We start from the raw sequence: 13,208 nt of genomic DNA on the forward strand, positions 1-13,208 counted from the left end.
TTTTTGTTGAAATTAAGTTTACAAAATCTATGTTTCTATCTGTTAAAAAAAACCTGCCTAATTTAAATTTTATTAGCTTCATTGTTTATTGCTGTTACTGTTTTTTCATTGTTTACGCCCAAACCTTCTTGTTGAAATACCAATTCACCATCTGGATTAAAAACACTGATAATATTAGAATGCGTAAAATCCAACGGAGATATTTTTTTATAATTTACGGCAAGTACGGCGGCAAATTCACGTGTATTTTCTTCTGTTGAACGTAAAAAAATCCACGGATCCTGATTCATTTTATTGGCAATAGCAAACGATTTTAATTTTTCAGGAGTATCTGTTTTAGGATCTATGCTTACCAAAATAAGTTTTACGTTTTCCTTGGTTTGTTTATCCAGTTTGGTTTCAATATTTCTCATATCGGCAACTAATCTGGGGCAAGCGGCTTTGCAGGAAGTATAAATCATGACCATAACCAGAACATTTCCTTTCAGGCTTTTTAGCTCAATATTTTTTCCATCCTGATTTGTCCATTGTGATGGTAAATTATAGATAGATAAATCTGTAATTTCTTTACTTTTCGAAGGTTTTTGAATTTCTTCTTTCGTATGATCTTTACAACTTTGCAATGTCACAAGAAACAGAAAGATTGTAATTATATTGTGTTTCATTTTAAGTTTTGAATTAAAGTTGTGTTGTACTGGCACATCGAAATCCTAAATTTCGGGTTGAATATTGTGCTTTAAGGCTTCCTCTAAATGCATATCGCATAAAAGCGGCATAATCCATTAAATCAGTTGCGTTTACGGATGCTCCGCCACAAAAAAGATTTTTGTCTTCACTTTTGTCTTTTCTGGATTCTCCGGATAAAAAAATGCTGTTAAAATCAGCGGTCCATTCCCAGACTAATCCATGCATATCATAAACTCCCCAGTAATTTTTGAAGGTTTTACCAATTGAATTTTCATATGTTTTTGATTTTTCATACCACGACAAAATGTATGTATTAAATTCTGACTTGGTTCTGGCATCTGTTTTTCTTTCATCGGCCATAGCCACATATTCCCATTCATTCATTGTTGGCAGGCGTTTTCCTATACATTCGCAATATTTTTTTGCAGCAAACCATGAAATATTTGTTACGGGTGATTTTGGATTTACATTTCCAAAATCAAAATCACTTTTCCAATATTGCAGATAGCTTTTATCGCCAAAAATCCCTTTTATTCTGGATTTAGTAAAATTGGTATTTTTTTGAATAAAACTTAAATATTCATTATTTGTAACAGGATATACATCTATAAAAAAGGATTTTACAATTACGGGATTTTTTGAGGCAGTTCCGTAAAGAGGGACAAAAGAGCCCTCTTTTATTGGAACCATTTTCGATTCCTGCGCTCTTACGAACTCAATCTGAACCAGAAAAAGAAAAATAATTAAAATGCTTTTTTGCATGTTACTTTCTATGTTTATCGTTGTGCCTTAACCATTTCAGGAGTAACTTCTGTTTTATTATTGCCCCAGCTGTTATAGATATAGGTCATAACATTTGCAATTTCATCATCAGATAAATTTTGTTCCGGCATTATGCTATTGAATTTTTTGCCATTTACGGTAACTTCTCCGCTTAAACCATGCAAAATTGTTTTAATAGCTCTTTTAGAATCGGCATTTAGATAATCTGATTTTGCAAGCGGAGGGAAAGCGCTCGCAATACCTTCTCCGTTAGATTGATGACAGGCAAAACAGGTTGTTCCGTAAATTTCTTTTCCAATTTTTATTTTATCGGCTACAGATCTTTTTGGAGTAACTGTTGTCGCCGTTTTAGTTTCTGGCATTTTTTGAATCGTTCCGCCTTCGGGCAAATAAATTCCTTCCTGAATAGTTCCTGAATAAATGTTTTTATTTTCAGCACCTTCAACTTTCAATATTCCTAAAGCACCTTTATTAAAAGCTCTAAAAATAGAATGATCTACTATAATGAAATTTCCGGGAGTTTCTACTTTAAAATCAACAATTGCAGATCCACCAGCCGGAATTAATGTTGTCTGAACATTTTTATTGATAAGAGCACCGCCTTCTACATGCACATTATCAAAGATTTCACCAATAACATGAAACGACGAAACCAAATTTGGACCGCCATTACCAACAAACAAACGAACTGTTTCGCCAACTTTTGCGGTAAGTTCATTTCCGTTTGTCATCGAACCCACTTTTCCGTTAAAAACAACATAATCAGGAGTTTCTTTAACTGCTTTATTCATATCAAAAGGCTGAAGTCCTTTAGCTCCATATTCACCCTGAGTATAAAAATCACCCTGCATTACATAGTATTCTTTGTCGACCGGAGGAAGTCCTCCTTCTGGTTCCACTAAAATTAAACCATACATTCCGTTAGCAATATGCATTCCAACCGGAGCGGTTGCACAATGGTAAACGTACAGCCCCGGATTTATTACCTTGAAGCTAAAGATTTTTTCGTGACCGGGCGCTACAAGCGAAGAAGTTGCGCCACCACCAGGACCAGTTACGGCGTGTAAATCAATATTATGAGGCAGTTTATTATCAGGATGGTTTTTTAAATGAAATTCTACTTCATCGCCTACACGGGTTCTGATGAAACTTCCGGGAACAGAACCCCCAAATGTCCAGTACGTATATTTTACGCCATCTGTCATTGTACCTTCCTGTTCTTTAATCTCCATGTTTACTTTTAATTTCATAGCCGTTCTGTTACCAACTGGTTTTGGTACCATTGGCGGAGCAGTGAGTTCAGCATCCATTTGTCCGTCAGTTTTAATTGTAGTATAATCCACGGACTCTTCATTTTTTTTACATGATGATAGCAAGATTACAACACTGGCAAAAAAAAAGAGTTTTGTAACAAGAAGAGTTGTTTTTAGCTTTTTCATAACAATTGGTTTAATTTTAGTTTTAAATCTGAAGTAAATTTAAAAGACTAATTTGTCTTTTATTATGATAAAAGTCATGTAATACTTACAAGTGATTGTGTTAATTTAATTGATATATCTTTAAATTTAATAATCTATTCTTGCAAAAAGCGCCTGAAAGCTTACAATTATTCAACTATATAATTCAATTTGTAATATTTTTTAATTAAAAATAAAAGGCTAACTCTATTTTAGAATAATAATCATTATTTTTGCACCCTGTATAAATAAAAATTATTACTTCAAAATATATTTATGGTAAAAGATTTATTCGAAAGAATTCAGAACAATAAAGGACCATTAGGAAAATGGGCTTCGCAGGCTGAGGGTTATTTTGTTTTCCCGAAATTAGAAGGTGAACTTGGTCCTAGAATGCAATTTGGTGGAAAAAATATTTTAAATTGGAGTTTGAATGACTATTTAGGTCTTGCAAATCACCCGGAGGTTCGTCAGGCAGATATCGATGCAGCAACTCAATTTGGAGCAGCTTACCCGATGGGAGCCAGAATGATGTCCGGTCATACTAAATACCATGAACAATTAGAAAATGAATTAGCTGAGTTTGTAATGAAACCAGCAGCTTATTTATTGAATTTTGGTTATCAGGGAATGGTATCTACGATTGATGCGCTTGTGACTAAAAATGATATTATTGTATACGATGTAGATTCTCACGCTTGTATTATTGATGGTGTTCGTTTGCATATGGGTAAACGTTTTACCTATAAACACAATGATCTTGAAAGTATGGAGAAAAACCTGCAAAGAGCTACGAAAATGGCTGAAGAAACAGGTGGAGGTATTTTATTTATTACTGAAGGTGTTTTTGGAATGCGAGGACAACAAGGTAAATTGAAAGAAATTGTTGCATTAAAAGAAAAATATAATTTCCGTTTATTGGTTGATGATGCACATGGTTTTGGTACACTTGGTAAAACAGGTGCCGGAGCAGGTGAAGAGCAGGGAGTTCAGGATGGTATTGACGTTTACTTTTCTACTTTTGCAAAATCAATGGCTAATATTGGTGCTTTTATAGCGGCTGATAAAGATATTATCGATTATTTAAAATATAACTTACGTTCGCAAATGTTTGCAAAAGCATTGCCAATGATTCAAACTATTGGATCTTTAAAACGTTTGCAATTGTTACGTAATCACCCGGAATTAAAAGATAAACTTTGGGAAAATGTAAATGCGCTACAAAGCGGATTACGTTCAAGAAATTTTAATATTGGAGATACAAATACTTGTGTAACGCCAGTTTATTTAGAAGGAAGTGTGCCGGAAGCGATGGTGATGGTAAATGATTTAAGAGAAAACTACGGTATTTTCCTTTCGATTGTAATTTATCCTGTAATTCCAAAAGGAATTATTTTATTGAGAATGATTCCAACAACATCACATACTTTATCTGATATTGATGAAACACTTACTGCTTTTGAAGCAATTCGTGAAAAATTAGAAAACGGAACATATAAAGAAATTGCAAGTAGAACTACTGTTGATTTAGACGCTTAATTTCTAGAAATAAATAGCCCAAATATGGGAATTATGTAAAAAATCCATTCGTTTATACGAATGGATTTTTTTATTTTGGAGTAATTTTATAACACTAATTATAAAAAGAAAAGTTTATGAAAAAAGCATTAGCACTAACAATAATGATTTTAAGTGTTTTTATTTCCTGCAAAAAAGAAACACTTCCGCCTCCGCAAATTACACCAAGTGCTCCAAAAGAAGCAGAACTTGTTGAACCGGCAGGAGATCAATGTTATGCGTCAAGACTTAATGGTAATATAGTAGCGTTGAGTTTTAATGTAAATTCACATCAGGAAGTAAACGGAAAATTAAGTTACAACATAACAGGAAAAGATAAAAATGAAGGTACTTTAATAGGAAACATGAAAGGTGATACGCTTATTGCAGATTATACTTTTATATCTGAAGGAGTTTCTTCAGTAAGAGAAGTGGTATTTTTGCAAAGAGAAGGAACACTTATTGAAGGATATGGAGATGTAGTTGATGCAAATGATAAAGTAACTTTTAAAGACAAAAAGAAATTAAAATTTGATGCAAAAAATACATTGACAAAAGTGGATTGTCCACAATAATAAAGAATTGTTATCAGTTTTTCAGTCGCAGTTTTTAGTCTCAATATATGTAAAGAGAGATTGAAAACTGCGACTGTTAACTTTTTATAGATATTTCAAATATGTTTTTCTCTGACAATGAATCTTCGGGTCAAAGTTTTTCCAAAGTAAATGTATTGCTGTATTTTCGGCTAATTCTGGAGTTCTGATACAATTTTGAATTCCTTTTTCAGTGAAAGTCTTAAAATATTCATCAAAAATAATTGCCGTAACACCTTTGTTTTGATAGTCAGGATGAACACCAATTAAGTAAAAAACAACATCTTTACTCTTTTTTCTGGCTCTTAATAAATGTAGAAAACCAAACGGAAATAATTTACCTTTTGCTTTCTGTAATGCTTCAGAAAAGCTTGGCATTACAATACTAAAAGCAACTAAATTATCCTCTTTATCAACCACAAATTTGATATATTCAGGATTAATAAAACTAATATATTTTTTCTTGAAATATTCCTTCTGAACATCTGAAATCGCTACAAACGAAGCTAAATTTGCATACGAAGTATTAAATAAATCAAACATTTTGTCGACATGCGGCATAATGTCTTTTGTTTTGGTAAAAGTCAAAGATCTTAAACCATATCTTTTTTTGATTAATTCCTGAGCTTTCAGGAAAAACTCCGGATGAACATTTGAAAACGGAAAAATACTTTCGATATATTCTTTTTCTATCTGAAAACCTAATTGCTCAAAATGAGTTACATAATACGGATTATTATACCATGTAATCATAGTTCCCATTTGATCATAACCTTCCGTTAAAACTCCAACTTTATCTAAATTTGAAAATCCCATTGGACCTTCGGCATGCTCCAGATTATGCTGTCTTCCTAATTCATATACTTTTTCAAGCAGCGCTTTTGTAACTTCAATATCATCAATTACATCAAACCAGCCAAAACGAACTTTTCTTTTATGCTGATTATTTACCTCAGACCAGTTGATAATTGCTGTAATTCTTCCAACAATTTCATCGTTTTTATACGCGAGATAAAAATAAGCTTCGGCACTATCAAAAGCAGGATTTTTTGTTTTATCAAACGATTCTAATTCATCTGCAATAATAGGCGGAACCCAATATGGATTGTCTTTATATAATGAAAACGGAAATTTGATATATTCTGTTAATTCTTTTTTTGTTTTAGCTTCTTTAATTGTAATCATTAAGATCGTTTTGTAAAATCTCTTTTTATGCAGAGAAGTTGGTTATTAAATTCTTATTCGTATTTAGATTTACGCTTTCTTTCCTGTTCCTGAAAATCAATTTCTTTTTTTGATTTCTTTGATTTCGGGTCTTTAACTTTTTTCTCTTTTCTGGATTCTCGTTTAAATTCCATTTGTTTCTCTTTGTACTTTCCGTCATAACGCCAGGAAACGCCGACGCCGCCATACATAACAGAAGGCGTATTTTTGAAATTTGTACTTACTGAGGCATCAACCTGCAGGTTTGGATTAATTAAATAAGCCGCTCCACCACGAAGAATTGCATCGCTGTAAAAATCACTTTTATATCCCTGATTTTCAATAAAACCAGACCATTTGTCGTTAAATCCGTGCGTCAAAGTTAATACATATCCATAACTTGGATAGTCAGTTGTGATATAATCAGCAATAATATTGGTTACAAAAACCCATTTTCCGCCGCCAAAAACATTTTGGGTAATCAATACTACTTTTGGAGAAATGCTTGATTGTGGTGAAAATGAATACGGATTATCGGCGCCAACAAAATTAGCTCCTGCAAATACCGAAACAGCCGGAATTAAAGAGTGCCAGTCAAACCTGTGATTGGCCTTATAACTGTAAATGTTTTTTGTTTTTTCGTAGTTTTTAAAAGGATCATAAATTAAATATTTAGCTCCTAAAACAGTTTGTCTGAAGTTGTTTTTTTTGTAGCTTGTATACGGAGTATCAAAGTTTTCCATTTGATATTGCAAATCAAGAACAAACTCTAATTTTTCTAAAAATGCACCGTATCTAAAGGTTAAATCAGTTCCAAAACCAGTTGCATCATAATCTAACAAATCGTGTTTCTCTTTGATGCCATAAATACCAATTTCGGCCTGAATCACTGATTTTCCAACCGCGTATGCAGACATAGTTTCGCCGGGTCTGTTTGAGTTGATAACATCAGTGTATTGTGCAAAAAATAATTGAGGTGCAAAAAATAGAGATGTAATAAGTAGGTGTTTAATTTTTAACATAGATATATTTTTGGGTTAAAAAGATATAACGCATTTCAAATGTACATATTTTATTATTTATTTAAGATTCATATTTTAATTTTAAACAATTGATTTATTAATTTTGGAAAAAAATTATATGATCATGCAAGAAGCATCTTTTACAAATTTGTTTAAAACGATAATGTGGATTATTGCGTTTTATTATATTTTTAAATTTTTAGCCAGAATCTTTTTGCCGGTATTGGTAAAAAAAGCGGTTGAAAAAGCAGGAGAGAATTTTCAGAGACAACAACAATATAGTCAGGATAATACCTGGCAAAAAACGCGTACTAACAATGATGAAATAATCATTAATACGGCGAATGCAAAAAACCCTCGCGAAACCAAAAAAGTGGGAGATTATGTTGATTACGAAGAAATAGATTAAGTTTGTGACCTAAATAATAGGAATCATCATTTAACCTAAACCAGCCTAAATTGAAAATAGTAAATAAGTTCTATCCGCATGCCCTTGTTATATTGGGCTTTATCCTCGTTTCTTTAATTTATTTTTACCCGGTTTTACAGGGAAAACAAATATTTCAATCCGATATTGCACAATATACCGGAATGGCAAAAGAGCAAAATGATTTTAGAGCTGCAGAACATGCCGAACCTTATTGGACAAATTCAGCTTTTGGCGGAATGCCAACGTATCAGTTAGGAGCAAATTATCCAAACGATTATGTAGGTAAATTAGATGATGCTTTACGTTTTTTACCACGTCCGGCAGATTACCTGTTTCTATATTTCTTAGGCTTTTACGGATTGTTATTGGTTTTAAAAACAGATCCTTTAAAAGCATTTATCGGCGCAATAGCGTTTGGTTTTTCAACTTATTTAATTATTATTCTTGGTGTTGGTCATAATGCAAAAGCACATGCCATTGCGTATATGCCGCTTGTAATCGCAGGTTTTATACTCGTTTTTCAAAAAAAATACATTTGGGGAGGTTTACTCACCATGTTTGCAGTAGCGCTTGAAGTGAATGCAAACCACTTTCAAATGACCTATTATTTATTGATTTTCCTGCTTATCCTTTCCGGATATTTTAGTTTTCTATTTATTAAAGATAAAGAATACAAACCTCTTTTAATTTCATTTGGAGTTTTAGCCGTTGCCGGAATTTTTGCCATTGGTGCTAATGCCACTAATTTAATGGCTACAAGCGAATATGCTAAATTTAGTACACGTAGTAACAGCGAACTTACTTTTAATCCTGACGGAACTAAAAAGGCAAATGAAAATGCTTTAAGCCGCGATTATATTACAGAATACAGCTATGGAATTGCTGAAAGTTTCAATTTAATCGCTCCAAGAATTTTTGGAGGATCAAATCATGAAAATGTAGGTACAGACAGTCGTATGTACTCGTTTATGATGGAACAGGGAGTTCCGTCAGAGCAAGCGCAGGATTTTGTATCAGGAATGCCAACCTATTGGGGAGATCAGCCTATAGTTGCTGCTCCTGCGTATATTGGTGTTGTGGTTTTCTTTTTAGGAGTTTTGGCCTTATTTATTGATGACAGAAAAATAAAATACGTTTTTCTTGGCGGAGCCTTATTTTCATTAATACTTTCATGGGGAAAAAACTTCTCATTATTAACTGATTTTTTTATCGATTACGTTCCAATGTATGATAAATTCAGGGCAGTTTCTTCCATTCAGGTTATTTTAGAATTGTGTTTTCCTGTGCTTGCTGTTATGGGATTACAATCTTTTTTCAAAGCTAAAGATGAGCCAAAATTACAGCAAAAAGCATTAATTCAAACCGGAGTTTTTGGTTTAGGAATTATTGCTATTTTGGTAATTGCCAAAGGATTTTTTCACTTTACAGGAAGCAATGATAACTATTATTTAGAAAGTTACGGTCCGGCTTTTGTTGATGCTTTAAAAGAAGACAGAATGACATTATATTCTGCTGATTTATTGCGTTCAGGCTTTTTTATAGTAGTTGCTTTTGGAATATTATGGTTATTCATTAAAAATAAATTATCACAAAACACGACTTTGATTATCGTTGGTCTTTTAATGATTTTTGATTTGTTTTTTGTTGATAAAAAATATGTTTCAGCAAAAGATTTCGTAAGTCCGGTACAAATTGCGTCGCCATTTCAGGAAACGCCTTCTGATGCTCAGATTTTAAAAGATACCACGCATTACAGGGTTTTTGAAGTAAACGGAAATATGTCAAGCGCCCGTGCATCCTATTTTCATCATTCTTTAGGAGGATATCATGCTGCAAAACCGAGAAGAATACAACAGTTATTTGACTATCAAATAGCAAAAAACAACATGGAAGTTTTGGATATGTTAAATGTAAAATACATTATCCAAACAGATAAAGAAGGAAAAGAATTTCCAACAGTAAATCCAAATACTAACGGAAATGCATGGTTTGTAAATTCAGTAAAATTAGTGAACAGACCAGATGATGTGATGAAAGCGCTGGACCATTTAGATACTAAAAATGTTGCCGTTTTTAATGTTCATGATTACGAAGGTAAATTTAAAAGCGCACGATTAAAAAAACAATGGGATACAACCGGAACTATTAAGGTTGTAACGTATAAACCAAACTATATTAAATATCAATCTGATAATAAAAAAGATGGTTTAGCGGTATTCTCTGAAATCTACTATAAAAATGGATGGAACGCCTATGTTGATGGACAACTAACAGATCATTTCCCTGTGGATTATGTTTTAAGAGCAATGGAAGTTCCCGGCGGAAAACACACTATCGAGTTTAAATTTGAGCCTAAGGTAGTTAAAACCGGAAGCATGATTACATTGGCAAGTTCAATTGGAATGTTGTTGCTTTTAATTGGTGGAATTTATTTTGAAAGATTCTTTCACAAAGATTCACAAAGAATTAGCAGAGATACACAAAAGAAATCTTAAAAAATCTTTGCGAACCTTTGCGAGAACTTTGTGAATCTCTGTGAAACCTAATAGCCAAATGGAACAAAAAAAACTCTTAATCATTACTTATTATTTTCCGCCTGCGGGAGGTCCCGGTGTTCAGCGTTGGTTAAAATTTGTAAAATATTTGCCTGAATTTGATATTCAGCCAATTGTTTATGTTCCTGAAAATCCAACATATCCAATTATAGATGAAGGTTTGGTTAGCCAGATTTCAGATAAAGTAATTGTTTTGAAAAATAAAATTTGGGAGCCTTATCAATTAGCTTCAATTTTTTCAAAGAATAAAACCAAGAAAATCAGTTCAGGAATATTTCCTCAAAAGAAAAAACAAACCTTTTTGGATAAAACATTTCTTTGGGTTCGCGGCAATCTTTTTATTCCCGATGCACGAGTTTTTTGGGTAAAACCTTCCGTTACTTATCTAGAAAAATACATCAAAGAAAATAATATTGATACGATTGTAACCTCAGGTCCGCCACATAGTTTACATTTAATTGGTTTAGAATTAAAAGAAAAACTAAACGTAAAATGGTTTGCAGATTTCCGTGATCCGTGGACAACAATTGGTTATCATAAAGCGCTGCGATTATCATCATACGCAGCAAAAAAACATAAAAAATTAGAAAGCAAGGTTTTAAATACTGCCGATACCATTATTGTAACCAGTAAAACTACTAAAACAGAGTTTGAAGCACTTACAAATAAACCAATTTCGGTAATTACAAATGGTTATGATGTCGAAAATGTAGAGAAACAAACTTTAGATACTAAATTTACTCTGGCACATATCGGATCGTTTTTATCCGATAGAAATCCTCCATTTTTATGGGAATGTCTGGTTGAATTACTAAATGAAATTCCTGATTTTAAAACACATTTAGAAATTAAGTTAATTGGCGCCGTAAGTCAGGAAGTTTTAGATGCTATTTCACAATTTAATCTGAACGAATATTTGAATCTTTTGGGTTATGTTTCACACCATGAAGCAATTGCGCATCAAAAAAAATCACAGGTTTTACTTTTAATCGAAATTAATTCAGAAGATACAAAAAGTATTATTCCGGGTAAATTGTTTGAATATATGGTTTCAAACCGTCCAATAATTGCAATTGGTCCGCAAGGATCTGATTTTGCAGACATTATAAAAGAAACAAATACAGGAGTATTTTTTGATTATTCTGAAAAAGCGAAATTAAAAAGTGTAATTTTGGACTTTTATAATCAGTTTTTAGAGGGAAAATTACAGTCTAATGGCGTTGGTTTACAACAATATTCAAGAAAAAACCTCACCAGACAATTAGCACAATTGATAAAGTAAAAAAGCAATAACAATTTTAAAAAATCATAGAGAGTAGAAATCAAAAATCTACAATCAAAAATCTGCAATCAAAAAAACATGGGTATTGTTTTAAATCAGTCTTTCAAAAATACAATAATTACTTATATCGGTTTCGGTATTGGAGCCATCAATACACTTTATTTATACCCGGTTTTTTTAGGTGCAACTTATTATGCGTTAACAAACTACATTCTTTCTGCGGCAAATGTTATTATGCCTTTATTTGCAATTGGAATGCAAAATACGTTAGTTAAATTTTATTCACAGTATAAAACAGAACAAGAACGAGAACAGTTTTTGTCCTTTACGGCCTTGTTTCCCGTTTTGATGTGTATTCCTTTAGGTATTCTTGGAATCTTTTTCTTTGATGATATTACCGCTTTTGTTTCTAAGGAAAATCCTGTTGTAAAAGAGTTTATGTACTTAATTCCGTTTATTGGGATTTGCATGGCTTATTTTGAGATATTTTATGCGTGGGCGAGAGTACACATGCATTCTGTTTTTGGTAATTTTATAAAAGAAGTAGGTTTAAGATTATTCTCGACTTTTGCTTTGGTTGGTTTATATTTTAAATGGATAACATTAGTGCAGTTTGTTTATGTAACGGCAGCTATATATTTAATTGCGTTTTTAGTAACAATGTTTTACGCATTTTATATTAAAAAGCCAAAATTTCAAATCAATATTCCTCAGAATGTAAAAGATGTAATGGAATATACTTTTTTCATTATTCTTTCAGGAAGCGTCGCCAATTTACTTTTAGACGGTGATAAATTGATGCTGAATCAATACATGAAAATTGAGAATATTGCCTATTATTCTGTAGCAACCTATATTGCGTTGGTAATTTCAGTTCCAAGCCGTGCGATGCATCAAATTGTATATCCAATTACGGCTAAGTTGATGCATGAAAACAAACATGACGAACTTAATTTATTGTACAAAAAAACATCTATCAACCTGCAAATGGTAGGCGGTTTTGTAATGTTGTGCATTTTTGTAAACATCAATCAGTTATACGAATTAGTTCCAAAAGAATATAGCGGCGGAATTTCAGTTGTATTTATGATTGGATTATCAAAATATTTTGATCTGATTTTAGGGAATAACAACGCTATTATTTTTAACACAAAATACTACCGAATGGTGCTGTATTTAGGACTGCTTTTAGTGTTTTTGACAGTCGTATTAAATATGATTTTCATTCCTATTTTTGGAATTAAAGGTTCTGCATTTGCTACTTTATTATCGATAACTTTATACAGTTTGGCAAAATTGCTTTTTGTTGTAAAAAAACTTCATTTATATCCTTTTACCAAAGAAACAGTTTATTCAATTCTGCTGACTTTTGCTTTGTTTCTACTGTTTTATTTCTGGGAATTTCCGTTTTATCAATTAATCAGTATTGCCTTAAAATCAATTCTGGTAACGATTTTGTATGTTTATTTAAACTATAAATTTAATATTTCGTCAGATATTAATAAAGTTATTGACATGCTTTTAAGAAAAGTAGGCTTTAAAATTTAATACGATTTATTGAGAAAATAAGAAGTAGTTTAAAATCGATTCTATTTTGTTTTATATTTGTTAGAAAGGATAACTAACTTATTTCTAACAG

11 protein-coding genes are annotated in these 13,208 nt (G+C 32.1%); 6 read left to right on the forward strand and 5 right to left on the reverse strand.

The window, feature by feature from the left end; genetic code table 11:
• Positions 1 to 62 precede the first annotated feature (62 nt).
• The 3 genes from OLM54_RS01865 to nirK are packed head-to-tail and all read right to left on the reverse strand — an operon-like array spanning position 63 to position 2,909.
• Positions 63 to 665 (reverse strand): SCO family protein, encoded by a 603-nt coding sequence (locus tag OLM54_RS01865; RefSeq protein ID WP_264536917.1) that lies wholly within the window; start codon positions 663 to 665, stop codon positions 63 to 65.
• 13 nt (positions 666 to 678) lie between these two features.
• Entirely contained in the window at positions 679 to 1,449 is a 771-nt protein-coding gene (locus OLM54_RS01870; protein WP_264536918.1) for a formylglycine-generating enzyme family protein, read from the reverse strand.
• A gap of 14 nt (positions 1,450 to 1,463) precedes the next feature.
• Positions 1,464 to 2,909 (reverse strand): copper-containing nitrite reductase, encoded by a 1,446-nt coding sequence (nirK, locus tag OLM54_RS01875; RefSeq protein WP_264536919.1) that lies wholly within the window; start codon positions 2,907 to 2,909, stop codon positions 1,464 to 1,466.
• Between the two features lie 294 nt (positions 2,910 to 3,203).
• Here nirK and OLM54_RS01880 point away from each other — a divergent pair, with 294 nt between their 5' ends.
• Together OLM54_RS01880 and OLM54_RS01885 are read left to right on the forward strand one after the other, a co-directional pair.
• A complete protein-coding gene (locus tag OLM54_RS01880; RefSeq protein ID WP_264536920.1) occupies positions 3,204 to 4,466 on the forward strand; it encodes an aminotransferase class I/II-fold pyridoxal phosphate-dependent enzyme in 1,263 nt (420 codons plus the stop codon).
• A gap of 116 nt (positions 4,467 to 4,582) precedes the next feature.
• Positions 4,583 to 5,059, forward strand: a complete 477-nt coding sequence (locus OLM54_RS01885; RefSeq protein ID WP_264536921.1) for a hypothetical protein — start codon at positions 4,583 to 4,585, stop codon at positions 5,057 to 5,059.
• Between the two features lie 84 nt (positions 5,060 to 5,143).
• Here OLM54_RS01885 and OLM54_RS01890 read toward each other — a convergent pair whose 3' ends face one another.
• Together OLM54_RS01890 and OLM54_RS01895 are read right to left on the reverse strand one after the other, a co-directional pair.
• Positions 5,144 to 6,262: a GTP cyclohydrolase gene (locus OLM54_RS01890; RefSeq protein ID WP_264536922.1), complete on the reverse strand. Its 1,119-nt coding sequence runs from the start codon at positions 6,260 to 6,262 to the stop codon at positions 5,144 to 5,146.
• Between the two features lie 53 nt (positions 6,263 to 6,315).
• Positions 6,316 to 7,302, reverse strand: coding sequence for a transporter (locus OLM54_RS01895; protein ID WP_264536923.1), 987 nt, complete (start codon positions 7,300 to 7,302; stop codon positions 6,316 to 6,318).
• 124 nt (positions 7,303 to 7,426) lie between these two features.
• Here OLM54_RS01895 and OLM54_RS01900 point away from each other — a divergent pair, with 124 nt between their 5' ends.
• The 4 genes from OLM54_RS01900 to OLM54_RS01915 all read left to right on the forward strand — a co-directional run bounded on the left by OLM54_RS01900 (position 7,427) and on the right by OLM54_RS01915 (position 13,117).
• On the forward strand, positions 7,427 to 7,711 hold the full coding sequence (locus OLM54_RS01900) for a DUF4834 family protein (protein WP_029269064.1): 285 nt from the start codon (positions 7,427 to 7,429) through the stop codon (positions 7,709 to 7,711).
• Positions 7,712 to 7,761: 50 nt separating this feature from the next.
• Positions 7,762 to 10,227 (forward strand): YfhO family protein, encoded by a 2,466-nt coding sequence (locus tag OLM54_RS01905; RefSeq protein WP_264536924.1) that lies wholly within the window; start codon positions 7,762 to 7,764, stop codon positions 10,225 to 10,227.
• A gap of 58 nt (positions 10,228 to 10,285) precedes the next feature.
• A complete protein-coding gene (locus OLM54_RS01910) occupies positions 10,286 to 11,569 on the forward strand; it encodes a glycosyltransferase family 4 protein (protein WP_264536925.1) in 1,284 nt (427 codons plus the stop codon).
• Between the two features lie 78 nt (positions 11,570 to 11,647).
• Positions 11,648 to 13,117, forward strand: coding sequence for a lipopolysaccharide biosynthesis protein (locus tag OLM54_RS01915; protein ID WP_264536926.1), 1,470 nt, complete (start codon positions 11,648 to 11,650; stop codon positions 13,115 to 13,117).
• The last annotated feature ends 91 nt before the right edge of the window (positions 13,118 to 13,208 follow it).

Source organism: Flavobacterium sp. N1736, assembly GCF_025947065.1.
Lineage (GTDB): Bacteria > Bacteroidota > Bacteroidia > Flavobacteriales > Flavobacteriaceae > Flavobacterium.